Genomic DNA, 17,323 nt, shown 5'->3' with positions numbered 1-17,323 from the left:
GGGTGAGCTCCTCGGTAGGACGGCAGGCGCTGCAGGCGGGACGTCAGCCTGCGGGTGGCGCAGTCAGCAAGAGTACCAACTCGTCCGCGGCGCGGGCGAGGTCGTCGTTCACCACCACCACGTCGTAGTCCCCGACGGCCGCCATCTCGGCGCGGGCGATGGCCAGCCGGCGCTCGATCACCTCGGCCGGCTCCGACCCGCGGCCGGTCAGCCGGGAGGCCAGCTCCTCGAAGGAGGGCGGGGCGAGGAAGACCAGCTGGGCGTCGGGGGCGGTGGCCCGCACCTGCCGGGCGCCCTGCATCTCGATCTCCAGCAGCGCCGGCAGGCCGAGGGCGAGCTGCTCGTCGACCGGGGCCCGCGGTGTCCCGTACCGGTTGCCGGCGTACTCGGCCCACTCCAGCAGGCCGTCGGTGGCGACGAGGTGGTCGAAGGCCTCGGCGTCCAGGAAGTGGTAGTGCTCGCCGTCGACCTCGCCGGGGCGGGGACGGCGGGTGGTCACCGAGACCGACACCCAGACCTCGGGGTGCCGGCGGCGCACCTCGGCGACCACGGTCCCCTTCCCCACGCCCGAGGGACCGGACAGCACCGTCAGGCGGGCACGCGTCGCGACCACGGCGGACGGACCTCGGGCGGGGGCGGGGGCGGGGCTCAGGCGGACTGCTCGCCGGCGAACTCGGCCTCCAGCGCCTTCCGCTGGTTGGCGCCCAGCCCGCGCACGCGGCGGGTCGGGGAGATCTCCAGGCGCTCCATGATCTTGGCGGCCCGGGCCTTGCCGACACCCGGCAGGGACTCCAGGACGGCGGAGACGCGCATCTTGCCGATGACCTCGTCGGTCTCGCCCTGCTTGAGGACGTCGCCGACCGAGGTGCCCTTGCTCTTGAGCCGCTCGCGGAGCTCGGCGCGGACCTTGCGGGCCGCGGCGGCCTTCTCGAGGGCGGCAGCGCGCTGTTCGGGGGTCAGCTGGGGGAGAGGCACGGGGACTACCCAATCATCGTCGTGGCGGACGGAACGCCGCCGGATCGGTTCGGACTGCGGGGTGGTGTGCGAGGTGGGCAGCGGCCCACGGGCTGGAGCCTTGGGGAGCAACCTAGTCACCCCCGGGCGGGGCGGCAGCACCCCCGGCACCGGATCGGCCGGATCGTGTGACCGGCTCACGAACAGGCGTCACAGTACAACCGTCCGACGTCTCCCCCGACCGGTGGTCCGCCAGGTCAGCCCGCCAGTTCCGCCGCCCACCGCTCCGCCGCGGCGCGCAGCGCGGCCGGGTCCGGCCCGGCCCCGAGCACGTCCCGGGACACCGTGGGGACGACGGCCGCGCCGGTGCCGAACAGCCGCCGCAGGTCCGCCGGGGTGCCGCCCTGGGCGCCCAGCCCCGGTGCCAGCACCGGCCCGCGCAGGCCGGCCAGGTCGACGTCGAGGTCGGCCAGCGTGGCGCCCACGACGACGCCGAAGGACCCGGTGCGCGGCCCCCAGACGCCCTCGGACCCGAGGTCGCCGCCGGCGTTCCAGCCGCCCACCGTGTCCACGACGGCCTGGGCCACCGTGCGGCCGTCGGCCAGCCGGGCGTGCTGGAAGGTGGCGGCGTCGGGGTTGGAGGTGCGCGCCAGCACGAACAGGCCGCCGCCGTGCTCGCGGGCGGTGCGCACCGCCGGCTCCAGCGACCCCGGGCCCAGGTAGGGGCTCACGGTGACCGCGTCGACCTGCGCGGGGTGCCCGGGGGCGAGCACGTCGGCGTAGCCGGCCATGGTCGAGCCGATGTCGCCGCGCTTGGCGTCCAGCAGCACCAGCGCGCCCGCGGCTCGGGCGGCGGCCACGGCGGTCTCCAGGACGGCCAGCCCGCCCGACCCGTGCCGCTCGTAGAACGCCGACTGGGGCTTGAGGACGGCGACCGTGCCGGCCAGCGCCCCGACGACGGCGTCGGTGAACCGGCGCAGGCCCTCGACGTCGTCGGGCAGCCCCCAGGCCCCCAGCAGCTCGCGGTGCGGGTCGATGCCCACGCACAGCGGGCCGCGGTCGGCGACGGCGGCGGCCAGCCGGGCGCCGAACGGGGCGCCTGCGCCGCTCACGCGTGCCGCCCGGGCGGGCCCTCGTCGGGCGCGCGGTGGGCGTAGCCGACCGCGTCGGCCAGCCGACCGAAGCCGCGCTCCCCCAGCGCCTCGGCGAGCTCGTCGTGGATCCGGGCCGGGGCCGACGGGTCGTTGAACACCGCGGTGCCCACCGACACCGCCCCGGCGCCGGCCAGGACGAACTGCAGGGCGTCCAGGCCGGTGCGGATGCCGCCCATGCCCAGGATCGGCACGTTGGGCAGCGCCGCGTGCACCTGCCACACGCACCGCAGCGCCACGGGGCGGATCGCCGGGCCGGACAGCCCGCCGGTGACCCCGCCGAGCACCGGGCGCATGGTGTCGGGGTCGATGACCAGGCCCAGCAGCGTGTTGATCATGGACAGGCCGTTGGCGCCGGCGTCGGCGCACGCCCGGGCGACGGACACGATGTCGGTGACGTCGGGGGTGAGCTTGGCGTAGACCGGGTGCGCCGGGTCGGCGGCCTCCCGGACGGCGGCGACGACCGCGGCGGAGGCGTCGGGGTTGCAGGCGAACACCTCGCCGCGGCTCTCCACGTTCGGGCAGGAGATGTTGACCTCGATGCCCAGCACACCGGGCGCACCGCGCAGCCGGGCGGCGAGCTCGGCGAAGTCCTCGGTGCGGGCGCCGGCGATGGACACGAAGGACCGCACACCGCGCTCGGCCAGCCAGGGCAGCTCGTCGGCCAGCAGGCCGTCGATGCCCGGGCCCTGCAGCCCGATCGAGTTGATCATGCCGCTGGGCGTCTCGGCCATCCGCGGCGTGGCCCGGCCCGACCGCGGCCGCAGCTGCACCGACTTGGTGACCACCGCGCCGATGGCGGTGAGGTCGAAGAACGGGTCGAGCTCGCGGCCGAAGGACGAGCAGCCCGACGCGGTGAGCACCGGGCTGACCACCGGCACCCCGCCGATGGAGGCCTGCATGTCGACGCTGGGGAGGACCTCGGGGAGCGTCGTCACGGGGTCTCACCCTCCTCGGGCACGGCGTGGGCCAGCTGCATCGCGTCGGCGCCCACCAGGTCCGGGGGCAGCGTGCCGACGTCGGCGAAGCGCACCCGGTCGCCGGCGAACACCGGGCCCTCGGTGCAGGAGCGAGCGAACCGGCTCCGGCCGTCGGCGCCCACCACCGGCAGCACGCAGGTCATGCAGACCCCGACGCCGCAGGCCATCGACTCCTCGACGGCCACCCACGACGGCACGCCGCGGTCGGTGGCGAGCCCGGCGACGGCGGCGAGCATCGGCATCGGCCCGCAGGCGTAGACCACCCCGGCGCCGCTCACCAGCTCGGCCACCGGCTCGGTGACCCGCCCGGCCCGGCCCGTGCTGCCGTCGTCGGTGGTGACCACGAAGGGGGCGGCGACCGCGGCCAGGTCGTCCACCGAGCACAGCCGGGCCTGGTCGCCGGCGCCCACGACCGCGGCCACCTCGTGCCCGCGGGCGCGCAGCAGCCCGCCCAGGCCGACCAGCGCCGCGGCGCCGTAGCCCCCGCCGACCAGCAGCGCGGGCGTGCCCTCGGGCGGCAGCGGGAAGGGCCGGCCCAGCGGGCCGACCACGTCCACCTCGTCCCCCGGACGGCGCGTGGCCAGCCAGGTCGAGCCCTCGGCGCGGGCGCTGACCACGACGGAGAACCGGCCCTCCCCCACCCCGGCGATGGCGATCGAGCGGCGCAGCAGCATCGACGAGGTCGGCCCGCCCACCGCGAAGGCCACGAACTGGCCGGGTGCGGCCGTCTCGGCGATGTCGGGCGCCTCGATGGTCAGCTCCGTGTAGGCGCTGACCGGCCGGGACCCGACGACCACCGCCACGCCCTGCACCGGCGGGTGCGCCGCGGGCGGGGCGGGCTGCCCGAGGGGGGCGCGGGCGGTGCCGGGCACCGGGGGCAGCAGCCGCTCCCCCGACGGCAGCTGCACCACCCGGGTGCCGCCCTCTTCGTCCTCGCTCACGACCCGGCTCGGCTGGCCGAGAGCGCCGCGTGCAGGTCCTGCAGGCTGCGCACCCCGAGGTCGCCGCGGCGCAGCGACTCGACGCCCTGCACCGCCGCGGCCAGGCCCGGCACCGTGGTGATGCACGGGATGCCCGCGGTCACGGCGGCCGAGCGGATCTCGTAGCCGTCCAGCCGCGGCCCGGAGTTGCCCGGGGCGCCGAACGGGGTGTTGACGACCATGTCGACCTCCCCGGCCAGGATCTTCTCCACCACGTTGCCCGGCCCGTCGGAGAACTTGCCGACCACGGTGGCCGCCACGCCGTTGCGGCGCAGCACCGAGGCGGTGCCGGCGGTGGCCAGCACGGTGAACCCGAGGTCGGCCAGCCGCTTGACCGGGAAGACCGCCGAGCGCTTGTCCCGGTTGGCCAGCGACACGAAGACCGTGCCCTCGGTGGGCAGCGACCCGTAGGCGGCGGCCTGGGACTTGGCGAACGCGGTGCCGAACCCGGCGTCCAGGCCCATCACCTCGCCGGTGGACTTCATCTCCGGGGACAGCACGGTGTCCACGCCCGACCCGTCGGCGGAGCGGAACCGGTTGAACGGCAGCACCGCCTCCTTGACCGCGATCGGTGCGTCCTCGGGGGCGTGGGTGCCGTCGCCGGTGGGCGGCAGCACCCCGGCCGCGCGCAGCTGCGCGACGGTCTCCCCCACCGCGATCCGGGCCGCGGCCTTGGCCAGCGGCACCGCCGTCGCCTTGGACACGAACGGCACGGTGCGGCTGGCGCGCGGGTTGGCCTCCAGCACGTACAGGACGTCGTCCTTGAGGGCGTACTGCACGTTCATCAGCCCGCGCACCCCGATCCGGGCGGCCAGCTTCTCGGTGGCCGTGCGGATGGCGGCGAGGTCGGTGCCGCCCAGGGTGATCGGGGGCAGCGCGCACGCCGAGTCGCCGGAGTGGATGCCGGCCTCCTCGATGTGCTCCATGACCCCGCCGAGGTACAGCTCGGTGCCGTCGTAGAGGGCGTCGACGTCGATCTCGACGGCGTCCTCGAGGAAGCGGTCGATGAGCACCGGGTGGTCGGGGCTGACGTCGGTCGCCTTGGCCAGGTAGGCCTCCAGCGTCGCGTCCTCGTAGACGATCTCCATGCCGCGCCCGCCCAGCACGTAGGAGGGCCGCACCAGCACCGGGTAGCCGATCTCCGCGGCGATGTCGCGGGCCTCGGTGAACCGGACGGCGGTGCCGTGCTTGGGCGCGGGCAGGCCGGTGTCGGCCAGCACCCGGGAGAACTCCCCGCGGTCCTCGGCGGCGTCGATGGCCTCCGGGGCGGTGCCCAGGACCGGCACGCCGGCGTCCTTGAGCCGCTGCGCCAGGGCCAGCGGCGTCTGCCCGCCCAGGGTGCAGATGACCCCGGCGACCGGGCCGGCGGCGCGCTCGGCCTCGACGACCTCGAGCACGTCCTCGAAGGTCAGCGGCTCGAAGTACAGCCGGTCGGCGGTGTCGTAGTCGGTGGAGACGGTCTCGGGGTTGCAGTTGACCATCACCGCCTCGTAGCCGGCGTCCTGCAGGGCCAGCACGGCGTGCACGCAGGAGTAGTCGAACTCGATGCCCTGCCCGATCCGGTTCGGCCCGGAGCCCAGGATCAGCACCGCCGGCTTCTCCCGCGGCTGCACCTCGGTCTCCTCGTCGTAGGAGGAGTAGTGGTAGGGCGTGGTGGCGGCGAACTCCGCGGCGCAGGTGTCCACCGTCTTGTAGACCGGCCGGATGCCCAGCCGCCAACGCAGCGTCCGGACGCCGTCCTCACCGGCGAGCTCGGGCCGCAGCGCCGCGATCTGCCGGTCGGACAGGCCGTGCCGCTTGGCCCGGCGCAGCAGGTCGGGGGTCAGCGACGGCGCGCCGCGGACCTCGGTGCCGATCTCGTGCACCTGCAGCACCTGGTCGACGAACCAGGGGTCGAAGCCCGAGGCCTCGGCGACCTGCTCGACGGTGGCGCCGGCGGCCAGCGCCCGCTCGGCGGTGTAGAGCCGGCCGTCGACCGGGGTGCGCAGCCGCTCCAGCAGCTCCTCGGCCGTCTCCTCCGGCTGGGCCGGCCCGGTCCAGAACCCGACCTGCGACGTCTCGGTGGACCGCATCGCCTTGCCCAGGGCCTCGGTGAAGTTGCGGCCCATGCTCATGACCTCGCCGACGCTCTTCATCGTCGTGGTCAGCCGGGGGTCGGCACCCGGGAACTTCTCGAAGGCGAACCGCGGGATCTTGACGACGACGTAGTCCAGCGTGGGCTCGAAGGCGGCCGGGGTGACGCCGGTGATGTCGTTGCGGATCTCGTCGAGGGTGTAGCCGATGGCGAGCTTCGCGGCGATCTTGGCGATCGGGAACCCGGTGGCCTTGGAGGCCAGCGCCGACGAGCGGCTGACGCGGGGGTTCATCTCGATCACGACCAGCCGGCCGTCGGCCGGGTTGACCGCGAACTGGATGTTGCAGCCCCCGGTGTCGACGCCGACCGCGCGCAGCACGGCGATGCCGACGTCGCGCATCTTCTGGTACTCGCGGTCGGTGAGGGTCATCGCCGGGGCGACGGTCACCGAGTCGCCGGTGTGCACGCCCATGGCGTCGACGTTCTCGATGGAGCAGACGACGACCACGTTGTCGGTGCGGTCGCGCATGAGCTCGAGCTCGTACTCCTTCCAGCCCAGCACCGACTCCTCGATGAGCACGGTGTGCACCGGGGAGTCGGCCAAGCCGTGCGCGGCCATCCGGCGCAGCATCGGCTCGTCGGTGGCGAACCCCGAGCCCAGCCCGCCCATGGTGAAGCTGGGCCGGATGACCACCGGGTAGCCGACCTCGTCGGCGGTGGCCAGGGCCTCCTCGACGGTGCCGCAGACCTTCGACCGCGGGGCGTCGGCGCCCACCGAGCGGACGATGTCCTTGAACAGCTGCCGGTCCTCGCCGCGGTTGATCGCGTCGGCGTCGGCGCCGATCAGCTGCACGCCGTACTTCTGGAGCACCCCGTTGGCCTGCAGCGCCAGGCCGAGGTTGAGCGCGGTCTGCCCGCCGAGGGTGGCCAGCAGGGCGTCGGGCCGCTCGGCGGCGATGACCTTCTCCACGAACTCCGGGGTCAGTGGCTCCACGTAGGTGGCGTCGGCGACCTCGGGGTCGGTCATGATCGTGGCCGGGTTGCTGTTGACCAGGCTCACGCGGAGCCCCTCGGCCTTGAGCACGCGGCAGGCCTGGGTGCCGGAGTAGTCGAACTCGCAGGCCTGCCCGATGACGATCGGCCCGGAGCCGATCACCATGACGTGCGCGATGTCCTCACGCCTGGGCACGGGTGTCCTCCATCAGGTCGACGAAGCGCTGGAAGAGCGGGGCCGCGTCGTGCGGACCGGCGGCGGCCTCGGGGTGGAACTGCACGCTGAAGGCGGGGACGTCGAGGCAGCGCAGACCCTCGACGACCTGGTCGTTGAGCCCGACGTGGCTGACCTCGACACGCCCGTAGGGGGTGTCGGTGGCCCGGTCGAGCGGGGCGTCGACGGCGAACCCGTGGTTCTGGCTGGTCACCCGGACCGAGTCGGTGACCCGGTCGAGCACCGGCTGGTTGAGCCCGCGGTGGCCGAAGGGCAGCTTGTAGGTGCCCAGGCCCAGCGCCCGGCCGAGGATCTGGTTGCCGAAGCAGATGCCGAACAGCGGCCGGCCGGCGTCGAGCACGCCGCGCACCGCCTCGACGGCGTAGTCGCTGGCCGCGGGGTCACCGGGGCCGTTGGACAGGAAGACGCCGTCGGGGCCGGCGTCCAGCAGCTCCTGCGCGGTGGCGGTGGCCGGCAGCACCCGGGTCTCCACGCCCAGCTCGGCCAGGTGCCGGGGGGTGGCGGCCTTGATGCCGAGGTCGAGGGCGGAGATCGTGTACCTCTTCTCCCCCACCGCCGGCACCGTGTAGGCCTCCGGGGTGGTGACCTCCGGCGCCAGGTCGGCGCCGGACATCGACGGCGCGGCCTGCACCCGGGCGAGCAGCTCGTCGGCGTCCAGCTCGGTGGAGATGCCCACCCGCATGGCGCCGCGGTCGCGCAGGTGCCGGGTCAGCGCCCGGGTGTCGACCCCGCTGATGCCGACGACGCCGTTCTCGACGAGCTCGTCGTCGAGGGTGCCGGTGGCGCGCCAGTTGGCCGGCCGGCGGGCCGGGTCGCGGACGACGAAGCCGGCCACCCAGATGCGGCGGGACTCGTCGTCGTCCTCGTTGACCCCGGTGTTGCCGATGTGCGGGGCCGTCATCACCACCACCTGGCGGTGGTAGCTGGGGTCGGTGAGGGTCTCCTGGTAGCCGGTCATGCCGGTGGAGAAGACCGCCTCGCCGACCGTCGTCCCCGTGGCCCCGTAGGACTCACCGCGGAAGGTCCGGCCGTCCTCGAGCACGAGCACCGCTTCGCTCACTTCTGCACCTTCCCGTCCCGTACCGACAGTTCTCCGCGCAGCAGCACGTGCACCACGCGGGCGGGCAGCTCCCGCCCGGCGTAGGGGCTGTTGCGGCTCTTGCTGGCCAGCGCGACCGGGTCGACGACCGCGCGGGCGCCGGGGTCGACCAGCACCAGGTTGGCCGGCTCCCCCACCTCCAGCGGGCGGCCGTGACCGGCGAGCCGGCCGATCGCGGCGGGGCGCACCGACATCCGGTCGGCGACCTCCCGCCAGGTCATGAGGCCGGTGTCGACCATCGTGTCGACGACGACCGACAGGGCCTGCTCCAGCCCGAGCATCCCCGGCCGGGCCGCGGACCACTCGCACTCCTTGTCCTCCGCGGCGTGCGGGGCGTGGTCGGTGGCGACCGCGTCGATGGTCCCGTCGGCCAGCCCACCGCGGAGCGCGGCGACGTCCTCGGCCGTCCGCAGCGGCGGGTTGACCTTGAAGGTGGCGTCGTAGCCCTCGGCCTGCGCGTCGGTGAGCAGCAGGTGGTGCGGGGTCACCTCGGCGGTCACCTGCACCCCGCGCGACTTGGCCCACCGGATGAGCTCGACCGAGCCCGCGGTGGAGACGTGGCAGACGTGCAGCCGGGCGCCGACGTGCTCGGCCAGCAGCACGTCGCGGGCGATGATCGCCTCCTCGGCGACCGCGGGCCAGCCGGTCAGGCCCAGCCGGGCCGACCGCTCGCCCTCGTGCATCTGCGCGCCCACGGTCAGCCGGGGCTCCTCCGCGTGCTGCGCGACGACGCCGTCCAGGGCCTTGGTGTACTCCAGCGCCCGGCGCATCAGCGCCGGGTCGGCGACGCACTTGCCGTCGTCGGAGAACACCCGGACCCGGGCGGCGGAGTCGGCCATGGCGCCGAGCTCGGCCAGCCGCTCGCCGCCCAGCCCGACGGTGACCGCGCCGACCGGGACGACGTCGACCAGGCCGGCGTCGGAGCCCAGCCGCCAGACCTGCTCGACGACGCCGGCGGTGTCGGCGACCGGGTCGGTGTTGGCCATGGCGTGCACCGCGGTGTAGCCGCCCAGCGCCGCGGCCCGGGACCCGGTGAGCACCGTCTCGGTGTCCTCGCGGCCGGGCTCGCGCAGGTGGGTGTGCAGGTCGACCAGGCCGGGCAGCAGCACCAGCCCGCCCGCGTCGACCGTCTCGGCGGTGGTGGACAGGTCCTCGCCGATCGCGGCGATGACCCCGTCGGAGACCAGGACGTCGACGGCGTCCTCGCCGTAGGGCCTGGCGCCCTTGATGAGGATGGTCACGCGTTCCCTCCGAGCAACAGGTAGAGGACGGCCATGCGCACGCTGACGCCGTTGCCGACCTGCTCGACGATGGTGGAGCGGGGCGAGTCCGCGACGTCGGCGGCGATCTCCATCCCGCGGACCATCGGCCCGGGGTGCATGACGATCGCGTCGTCGCCCAGCCGGGCCACCCGGTCGGCGTCCAGGCCGTACCGGCGGCTGTACTCCCGCGCCGAGGGGAAGAACGAGGCGTTCATCCGCTCGGCCTGGACCCGCAGCATCATCAGCACGTCGGCACCGGGCAGGACGGCGTCCAGGTCGTAGGACACCGTGACCGGCCAGCTCTCCACGCCCACCGGCAGCAGCGTCGGCGGGGCGACCAGGGTGACCTCGGCGCCCAGGGTGTGCAGCAGCCGCACGTTGGAGCGGGCCACCCGGCTGTGCAGCACGTCGCCGGTGATGACCACCCGGACGCCCTCGAGCCGGCCCAGCCGCTTGCGGATGGTGAAGGCGTCCAGCAGCGCCTGGGTGGGGTGCTCGTGGGTGCCGTCGCCGGCGTTCACCACGCTGCCGGCCACCCAGGTGGCCAGCCGGTGCGGGGCCCCGGAGGCGGAGTGCCGGACGACGATGCCGTCGGCGCCCATGGCCTCCAGGGTCAGGGCCGTGTCCTTGAGGCCCTCGCCCTTGGAGACGCTGGATCCCTTGGCGGAGAAGTTGATGACGTCGGCGGACAGCCGCTTGGCGGCCAGCTCGAAGCTGATCCGGGTGCGGGTGGAGTCCTCGAAGAACAGGTTGACCACGGTCCGCCCGCGCAGGGTGGGCAGCTTCTTGACCTCGCGGCCGGCCAGCGCGGACTCGATCTGCGCGGCCGTGTCGAGGACCAGGGTGGCGTCGTCGCGGTCGAGGTCGGACGCCTCGAGCAGGTGCCGGTGGGTCAGGGACTCACGCATCGGTGACGCCCACCCCGTCCTCGCCGTCGACCTCGGCCAGCCGCACCCGGACCTGCTGGCTGCGGGAGGTGGGCACGTTCTTGCCCACGAAGTCGGCCTTGATCGGCAGCTCGCGGTGGCCGCGGTCGACCAGCACGGCGAGCTGGACGGCGCGGGGCCGGCCGACGTCGCGCAGGCCGTCCAGCGCGGCCCGCACCGAGCGGCCGGAGAACAGCACGTCGTCGACGAGGACGACGAGGCGGCCGTCGATGCCGGCGTCGGGCAGCCGGGTGTCCTCCAGCGCGCGGACGCCGCGGGTGCGCAGGTCGTCGCGGTAGAGGGTGATGTCGACGGTGCCGACGTCGACGCGGGTGCCGGTGAAGGCCTCGATGCGGGCGGCGAGCCGGCGGGCCAGCGGGGCGCCGCGGGTGGGGATGCCGACCAGGACGAGGTCGGCGAGACCGTCGCCCTCACCCCCGGAGCTGGCCGCGCGCTCGATGAGCTGGTGGGCCATGCGGTCGACCACGCGGGTGACGTCGTCGGCGGTGAGCAACAGGCCGGGCGTGCCCGGCGCAGGGGTCGATGGCTGGGCCATCAGGCCTCCTTCCCCGCCTCACGGGACGGGTCGTTAAAGGAGCGGGTAGGACCGGGTGCGACGCTAGCGCACGGTGCGGTGTGACCTGCGTCGGCACGGACCTCACCCGATCGGGGGTGCTCGACGCGCCGTGCACCACCGAAATCGAGTACTCTCCGTCACCAGCAAGCGCCTTGCCCGACGACACTGAGTGAGCAGGAACGATGAGCACCGACTACTCGCGAGCGCTGGGCGCTCGCCTCCGGGCGATCCGGAACCAGCAGGGTCTCTCGCTGCAGGGTGTCGAGGACAAGTCGCACGGCCGCTGGAAGGCCGTCGTGGTGGGGTCCTACGAGCGCGGCGACCGCGCGGTGACCGTGCAGCGGCTCTCCGAGCTCGCGGTGTTCTACGGCGTCCCGGTGGCCGAGCTGCTGCCCGACCCGCGGCCGAGCTCGGCGATCACCAAGTCGACCAAGATCGTGCTGAACCTGGAGTCGCTGGGCTCCCTGCCCGCCGACGAGGCCGGCCCGCTGGCCCGCTACGCCTCGACCATCCAGGCGCAGCGGCACGACTACAACGGCAAGGTGCTGTCGATCCGCACCGAGGACCTCAAGTCGCTGGCGATCATCTACGACATGAGCCCCGACGAGCTGACCACCCGGCTCATCGAGTGGGGCGTGCTCTCGCCCGGCGCCGACGGCAGCATCTACGCCGACGAGGACGAGGACGGCTGGAGCGACCGCCGCCGCTCCCCCCGCTGACCGCAGCACGTACGAGGAAGGCCCGCACCGGTTCGCCGGTGCGGGCCTTCGTCGTGCGGGGGGTCAGGCCGTGGGGATCTGGGACTTGAGGATCCCGGCGAGCACGCCGTTGACGTAGGCGGCCGAGTCGTCGGTGGACAGGCTCTTGGCCAGCTCGACCGCCTCGTCGATGACCACGGCGTCGGGGACGTCGTCGACCCAGAGGAGCTCGACGACGGCCATCCGCAGGATCGCGCGGTCGACGTCGGGCAGCCGGTCCAGCGACCAGCCCTGGGCGTGCTCGGAGATCAGCCGGTCGACGTCGGCGCGGTGGTCGACCGCGCCCTCGACCAGCCGCACGGTGTGCTCGTTGATCGGGGGGTGGCCGTCGGCGATCCGCTCGGCGAGCAGTTCGCGCACGTCACGGCTGCGCAGGTCGGCCTCGTAGAGGACGTCGACCGCGCGCTTGCGCGCCTTGGAGCGGGCGGCCACCGGTCAGCTGACCCGGCCGAGGTAGCGGCCGTCGCGGGTGTCGACCTTCAGCTTCTCGCCGGTGGTGATGAACAGCGGGACCTGGATCTCGGCGCCGGTCTCCAGGGTGGCGGGCTTGGTGCCGCCGGTGGAGCGGTCGCCCTGCAGGCCCGGGTCGGTGTGCTGCACGACCAGCTCCATGGTCACCGGCAGCTCGACGTAGAGCGGGGTGCCCTCGTGCACGGCGACGACGACCTCGGTGTTCTCCAGCAGGTAGTCGGCACCGCCACCGAGGGTCTGCGCGGAGACCGGGATCTGGTCGTAGGTGTCGCCGTCCATGAAGACGTAGTCGGCGCCGTCCTGGTACAGGTAGGTCATCGAGCGCTTGTCGACGGTGGCCGTCTCGACCTTGATGCCGGCGTTGAAGGTCTTGTCCACGACCTTGCCGCTCATGACGTTCTTCAGGGTGGTGCGCACGAAGGCGCCGCCCTTGCCCGGCTTCACGTGCTGGAAGTCGGTGACGGTCCACAGCTGACCGTCCAGGTTGAGGACGATGCCGTTCTTGAGGTCGTTGGTGGTAGCCATCTAGAGGACCAGCAGTTCCTTGCTCGTGAGGGTCAACAACTCGGGCTCGCCATCGGTCACGATCAGCGTGTCCTCGATCCGGACACCGCCGTGCCCCGGGAGGTACACCCCGGGTTCCACGGTGACGGCCATGCCGGCGGCCAGGGTACCCGCGCCCAGCGCCGAGATGCCCGGAGCCTCGTGGATCTGCAGGCCCACGCCGTGCCCGAGGCCGTGGGTGAAGTGCTCGGCGTGCCCCGCCGCGGCGATGACGTCGCGGGAGGCGGCGTCGACCGCGGTGACGTCGGCGCCCACCGCGAGCGCCGCCCGGCCGGCCGCCTGGGACTCCTGCACCAGGGCGTAGACCTCGGTCTGCCAGTCGGCCGGGTGGCCCAGCACCAGCGTGCGGGTCATGTCGGAGTGGTAGCCGTCGACCGTGGCGCCGAAGTCGAGCTTGAGGAAGTCGCCGCCGCGCAGCTCGGTGGAGTCGGGGCGGTGGTGCGGGATCGCGGAGTTGGCGCCGGCGGCCACGATGGTCTCGAACGACGGCGCCTCGGCACCCAGCGCCAGCATCCGCGCGTCGAGCTCGCGGCCCACGGCCAGCTCGGTGCGGCCCGGCCGCAGCGCACCCTCGGCGGCGAGCTCGGCGAGGGCCTGGTCGGCGACGGTGCACGCCCGGCGCAGCGCCTCGACCTCGTCGGCGTCCTTGACCGCGCGCAGCTGCTCCACGGCCTGCCGCACGCTGACCAGCTCGGTCGGGCCGACGGCCCGCTCGAGGCCCCGCAGGCCGTCGACGGTGACCACGTGCGACTCGTAGCCCAGCCGGCCGGTGCCCGCGGCCGCCCGGGCGAGGGCGGCGACGGTGGCCCGGTCGACGACCAGCTCGACGTCGGGCACCTGGGTGCCGGCCTGGGTGGTGTACCGGCCGTCGGTGCCGAACAGGTCGGGGGCGCCCGGGGTCGGCACGGTGCGCAGCAGGAGGGCGCCGTTGGAGCCGGTGAACCCGGTCAGGTAGCGGACGTTGACCAGGTCGGTGACCAGCACGGCGTCCAGCCCGCGCTCGGCCGCCAGGGCGCGGAGCCGCTCCCGCCGTCCGGCGTGGTCGTGCCGCGTCACCGCACTCCCCCGTCGGACAGGAAGCGCAGCGCGGCCTCGTAGCCGAAGACCCCCAGCCCCGCGACGACGCCGGTGGCGACGGGCGAGACGTAGGAGTGGTGCCGGAAGTCCTCGCGGGCGTGCACGTTGGTGATGTGCACCTCGACGACGGGGGCCGGCACCTGGGCCAGGGCGTCGCGCAGCACGACGGAGGTGTGCGTCCAGCCCGCGGGGTTGATCACCACGGCGGAGCCGGCGTCGGCGGCGGCGTGCACCCAGCCGAGCAGCTCGGCCTCGCTGTCGGTCTGCCGCACCGTCACGTCCTGGCCGAGCTCGGCGGCGACGGCCTCGATGCGGGCGACCAGGTCGGGGTAGGTCGTCGTCCCGTACTTCTCGGGCTCACGGGTGCCCAGCCGGCCGAGGTTCGCGCCGTTCAGCACGACGATGCTCATGGGGTCGCCTCCACTGCGGACCAGGCCTGGCGCACCCAGGCGTCGTCGGGGTCGGTGAGGATGCCGGGGGCGCCGAGGCCGTCGAGGACGACGAACCGCAGCGACCGGCCGCGGGCCTTCTTGTCCACCGCCATGGCCGGGCGCAGCTGGTCGAGGTCGCCGGCGTAGGTGGTGGGCAGGCCCATCGCGGCGACCAGCTCCCGGTGCCGGTCGGCGTCGGCGCGGGACAGCCGCCCGGCGGCGGCGCCGAGCTCGGCGGCGAAGACCAGGCCGACGGCGACGGCCTCGCCGTGCCGCCACCGGTAGGACTCGGCCTTCTCGATGGCGTGGCCGAGGGTGTGGCCGTAGTTGAGGAACTCCCGCCGGCCGGTGTCGTAGAGGTCCTCGCCGACCGCGTCGGCCTTGACCTGCACCGCGCGGGTGATCAGCTCGGTGGTGGCGGCGCGGCCGGTGGGGTCGGCCCCGAGCAGGTCCAGGATCGCGGCGTCGGCGATGAACCCGCACTTGACGACCTCGGCCAGCCCCGCGCGGAACTCGGCCTCGGGCAGGCCGTCGAGGACGTCGGTGTCGGCGAGGACGGCGACCGGCGGGTGGAAGGCGCCGACCAGGTTCTTGCCGGCGTCGGTGTTGATGCCGGTCTTGCCGCCCACTGCGGCGTCGACCATGCCGAGCAGGCTGGTGGGCACCTGCACCACGCGGACCCCGCGCAGCCAGGTGGCGGCGACGAAGCCGGCCAGGTCGGTGACCGCTCCCCCGCCGACGCCGACGACGACGTCGGTGCGGGTGTGGCCCAGCCGGCCGAGCTCGGTCCACAGGCCGGCGGCGACCTCGACGGTCTTGGCGGCCTCGCCGTCGGGGACGACGAGTGCCTCGGCGGCCAGGCCCGCGCTCTGCAGCGTGGCGACCACCTCGCCGGCCAGGCCGGCGAGGGCCTCGGTGTGCACCACGGCGGCGCGGGTGGCGCCGGCGAGCACGGTGCCGGGCAGCAGCGCCAGCTCGTGCCGGGCGCCGGGGCCCACGACGACGTCGTAGGGCGCGCTGCCCGCGACGGTGACCCGGTGCAGGTCGCTCACCGGGCGCTGCCGGCGGTCAGGGCGGCGAGCACGTCGGCCACCACGGCGGCCACGCTGCGGTCGCCGGTCTGCAGGTGCAGGGTGGCGACCTCGCCGTACAGGGGCGCGCGGGTCTCGAGCATGCGGCGCAGCATCTGCCGGGGGTTCACCCCGAGGATCGGCCGGTCGCGGGAGAGCCCGACGCGCTTGGCCGCGGTCGGCAGGTCGACGTCCAGCCAGACGACGGTGCCGCCGGCGCGGCCGTGCTCGACCAGCAGGGCGCGGGTGTGCGCGCTGGTGACCGCGCCGCCGCCGAGGGCCAGGACGCCGTCGTGCTCGGCGAGCGCGCGGGCGACGGCGCGCTCCTCCATGGCGCGGAAGTGCGGCTCGCCGTGGGTGACGAACAGGTCGGCGACCGAGGTGCCGGCCTCGGCCTCGACGTCGTGGTCGGTGTCGCGGAAGGCGGCACCCAGTTCGCGCGCCAGCCGGGTGCCGACGGTGGTCTTGCCCGAGGCCGGCGGCCCGACCAGCACCACCGGCGGGCCGGACGGCCCGGTCACCGCCAGACCAGCCCGTCGAGGTAGCCGGTGACGTTGCGGCGGGTCTCGGCCACCGAGTCGCCGCCGAACTTCTCCAGCACCGCGTCGGCGAGCACGAGGGCGACCATCGCCTCCATCACGACCGACCCGCGGGGTACCGCGCAGGCGTCGCTGCGCTGGTGGATGGCCACCGCGGCCTCGCCGGTGGCGGTGTCGACGGTGGCCAGGGCACGCGGCACGGTGCTGATCGGCTTCATGGCCGCGCGCACGCGCAGCACCTCACCGTTGGTCATGCCGCCCTCGATGCCGCCGGCCCGGTCGGTGCGCCGGGCGACGGTGCCCGCGCCGGTCACGTCGATCTCGTCGTGGGCGACCGAGCCGCGGCGGCGGGCGGTCTCCAGGCCGTCGCCGACCTCGACCGCCTTGACCGACTGCACGCCCATGAGCGCGCCGGCCAGCCGGCTGTCCAGGCGGCGGTCCCAGTGCACGTGGCTGCCCAGGCCCGGCGGCAGGCCGTGCACGACGACCTCGATCACCCCGCCGAGGGTGTCGCCGCTGTCGTGGGCGTCGTCGATCTCGGCCTGCATGCGGGTGCTGGTGGCCGGGTCGGCGCAGCGCACCGGGTCGGCGTCCAGGGCGTCGTTGTCGTCGGGGCCGGGCAGCACGCCGTCGGGGGCGGTGACCGCGCCGATGCCGACCACGTGGCTGACCACGCGCACGCCCAGGACCTGGTGCAGGAACTGCTCGGCGACGGCGCCGAGGGCGACCCGGGCGGCGGTCTCGCGGGCGCTGGCCCGCTCCAGCACCGGGCGGGCGTCGTCGAACCCGTACTTCTGCATGCCGGCGAGGTCGGCGTGGCCGGGCCGGGGCCGGGTCAGCGGTGCGTTGCGGGCCCGGTTCGCGATGAGCTCGGGGTCGACCGGGTCGGCGGCCATGACCGTCTCCCACTTGGGCCACTCGGTGTTGCCGACCTGGACCGCGATCGGCCCGCCCTGGGTCACCCCGTGCCGGACGCCGCCGGTGAGGGTGACGACGTCCTGCTCGAAGGCCATCCGGGCGCCGCGGCCGTGGCCCAGCCGGCGGCGGGCGAGCTGGGCGTCGATGTCGGAGGTCTGCACCTCCACCCCGGCGGGGAGCCCTTCGAGGATGGCGGTGAGCTGCGGACCGTGCGACTCACCGGCGGTCAGCCAGCGCAACATGGGCTGCAGTCTGCCAGTCGGG

At 74.6% G+C, this 17,323-nt stretch carries 18 protein-coding genes; 1 reads left to right on the top strand and 17 read right to left on the bottom strand.

The features are described 5' to 3' along the window. Positions 1–43: 43 nt before the first annotated feature. From gmk to pyrR, 10 genes are all read right to left on the bottom strand, one after another. A complete protein-coding gene (gene gmk, locus BM158_RS18525; protein ID WP_165629013.1) occupies positions 44–613 on the bottom strand; it encodes a guanylate kinase in 570 nt (189 codons plus the stop codon). Between the two features lie 35 nt (positions 614–648). Beyond that, positions 649–975, bottom strand: a complete 327-nt coding sequence (gene mihF / locus BM158_RS18520) for an integration host factor, actinobacterial type (protein ID WP_165629012.1) — start codon at positions 973–975, stop codon at positions 649–651. Positions 976–1,211: 236 nt separating this feature from the next. After that, positions 1,212–2,066 (bottom strand): orotidine-5'-phosphate decarboxylase, encoded by an 855-nt coding sequence (pyrF, locus tag BM158_RS18515; RefSeq protein WP_091562872.1) that lies wholly within the window; start codon positions 2,064–2,066, stop codon positions 1,212–1,214. After that, positions 2,063–3,043: a dihydroorotate dehydrogenase gene (locus BM158_RS18510; protein ID WP_229827768.1), complete on the bottom strand. Its 981-nt coding sequence runs from the start codon at positions 3,041–3,043 to the stop codon at positions 2,063–2,065. Before BM158_RS18510 ends, pyrF begins: the two co-directional genes overlap by 4 nt. After that, positions 3,040–4,026 carry a dihydroorotate dehydrogenase electron transfer subunit gene (locus BM158_RS18505; RefSeq protein WP_229827769.1) on the bottom strand — a complete coding sequence of 329 codons (987 nt, stop codon included), beginning with the start codon at positions 4,024–4,026 and terminating at the stop codon, positions 3,040–3,042. Before BM158_RS18505 ends, BM158_RS18510 begins: the two co-directional genes overlap by 4 nt. Beyond that, positions 4,023–7,328 carry a carbamoyl-phosphate synthase large subunit gene (gene carB, locus BM158_RS18500; RefSeq protein WP_091562870.1) on the bottom strand — a complete coding sequence of 1,102 codons (3,306 nt, stop codon included), beginning with the start codon at positions 7,326–7,328 and terminating at the stop codon, positions 4,023–4,025. Before carB ends, BM158_RS18505 begins: the two co-directional genes overlap by 4 nt. Continuing rightward, entirely contained in the window at positions 7,315–8,427 is a 1,113-nt protein-coding gene (carA, locus tag BM158_RS18495; RefSeq protein ID WP_091562867.1) for a glutamine-hydrolyzing carbamoyl-phosphate synthase small subunit, read from the bottom strand. Before carA ends, carB begins: the two co-directional genes overlap by 14 nt. Continuing rightward, on the bottom strand, positions 8,424–9,707 hold the full coding sequence (locus BM158_RS18490; protein WP_091562863.1) for a dihydroorotase: 1,284 nt from the start codon (positions 9,705–9,707) through the stop codon (positions 8,424–8,426). Before BM158_RS18490 ends, carA begins: the two co-directional genes overlap by 4 nt. Continuing rightward, a complete protein-coding gene (locus tag BM158_RS18485; RefSeq protein ID WP_091562860.1) occupies positions 9,704–10,636 on the bottom strand; it encodes an aspartate carbamoyltransferase catalytic subunit in 933 nt (310 codons plus the stop codon). Before BM158_RS18485 ends, BM158_RS18490 begins: the two co-directional genes overlap by 4 nt. Further along, positions 10,629–11,210 (bottom strand): bifunctional pyr operon transcriptional regulator/uracil phosphoribosyltransferase PyrR, encoded by a 582-nt coding sequence (pyrR, locus tag BM158_RS18480; RefSeq protein WP_091562856.1) that lies wholly within the window; start codon positions 11,208–11,210, stop codon positions 10,629–10,631. Before pyrR ends, BM158_RS18485 begins: the two co-directional genes overlap by 8 nt. 203 nt (positions 11,211–11,413) lie before the next feature. Here pyrR and bldD point away from each other — a divergent pair, with 203 nt between their 5' ends. Further along, positions 11,414–11,950, top strand: coding sequence for a transcriptional regulator BldD (gene bldD / locus BM158_RS18475; RefSeq protein WP_091064617.1), 537 nt, complete (start codon positions 11,414–11,416; stop codon positions 11,948–11,950). Between the two features lie 63 nt (positions 11,951–12,013). On the opposite strand, the gene nusB is transcribed toward bldD, so the two are convergent. From nusB to aroC, 7 genes are read right to left on the bottom strand one after another with little or no spacing between them, the layout of a single operon-like run. Further along, on the bottom strand, positions 12,014–12,421 hold the full coding sequence (nusB, locus tag BM158_RS18470) for a transcription antitermination factor NusB (protein WP_091562852.1): 408 nt from the start codon (positions 12,419–12,421) through the stop codon (positions 12,014–12,016). Positions 12,422–12,424: 3 nt separating this feature from the next. After that, a complete protein-coding gene (gene efp, locus BM158_RS18465) occupies positions 12,425–12,985 on the bottom strand; it encodes an elongation factor P (RefSeq protein WP_091064610.1) in 561 nt (186 codons plus the stop codon). Continuing rightward, a complete protein-coding gene (locus tag BM158_RS18460; protein WP_091562849.1) occupies positions 12,986–14,080 on the bottom strand; it encodes a M24 family metallopeptidase in 1,095 nt (364 codons plus the stop codon). Then, positions 14,077–14,511 carry a type II 3-dehydroquinate dehydratase gene (aroQ, locus tag BM158_RS18455; RefSeq protein ID WP_091562843.1) on the bottom strand — a complete coding sequence of 145 codons (435 nt, stop codon included), beginning with the start codon at positions 14,509–14,511 and terminating at the stop codon, positions 14,077–14,079. The genes BM158_RS18460 and aroQ overlap by 4 nt, the downstream gene beginning before the upstream one ends. Next, positions 14,508–15,584 carry a 3-dehydroquinate synthase gene (gene aroB, locus BM158_RS18450; RefSeq protein WP_229827770.1) on the bottom strand — a complete coding sequence of 359 codons (1,077 nt, stop codon included), beginning with the start codon at positions 15,582–15,584 and terminating at the stop codon, positions 14,508–14,510. The genes aroQ and aroB overlap by 4 nt, the downstream gene beginning before the upstream one ends. Then, positions 15,581–16,123, bottom strand: a complete 543-nt coding sequence (locus tag BM158_RS18445) for a shikimate kinase (RefSeq protein WP_091562840.1) — start codon at positions 16,121–16,123, stop codon at positions 15,581–15,583. The genes aroB and BM158_RS18445 overlap by 4 nt, the downstream gene beginning before the upstream one ends. Continuing rightward, positions 16,120–17,301 carry a chorismate synthase gene (gene aroC / locus BM158_RS18440; protein WP_091562836.1) on the bottom strand — a complete coding sequence of 394 codons (1,182 nt, stop codon included), beginning with the start codon at positions 17,299–17,301 and terminating at the stop codon, positions 16,120–16,122. The genes BM158_RS18445 and aroC overlap by 4 nt, the downstream gene beginning before the upstream one ends. Positions 17,302–17,323 lie beyond the last annotated feature (22 nt).

This window comes from Klenkia taihuensis (assembly GCF_900112525.1).
GTDB classification, from domain to species: Bacteria; Actinomycetota; Actinomycetes; order Mycobacteriales; family Geodermatophilaceae; genus Klenkia; species Klenkia taihuensis.
Note: the sequence above shows the minus strand (reverse complement) of the source record. Positions and strands in the feature narration are given on the sequence as shown.

Excerpts from the sequence above, each read along its gene's own strand:
- BM158_RS18485 (WP_091562860.1), bottom strand. The coding sequence starts at position 10,636 with ATGCGTGAGTCCCTGACCCACCGGCACCTGCTCGAGGCGTCCGACCTC.
- pyrR (WP_091562856.1), bottom strand. The coding sequence starts at position 11,210 with ATGGCCCAGCCATCGACCCCTGCGCCGGGCACGCCCGGCCTGTTGCTC.
- bldD (WP_091064617.1), top strand. The coding sequence starts at position 11,414 with ATGAGCACCGACTACTCGCGAGCGCTGGGCGCTCGCCTCCGGGCGATC.
- efp (WP_091064610.1), bottom strand. The coding sequence starts at position 12,985 with ATGGCTACCACCAACGACCTCAAGAACGGCATCGTCCTCAACCTGGAC.
- aroQ (WP_091562843.1), bottom strand. The coding sequence starts at position 14,511 with ATGAGCATCGTCGTGCTGAACGGCGCGAACCTCGGCCGGCTGGGCACC.
- aroC (WP_091562836.1), bottom strand. The coding sequence starts at position 17,301 with ATGTTGCGCTGGCTGACCGCCGGTGAGTCGCACGGTCCGCAGCTCACC.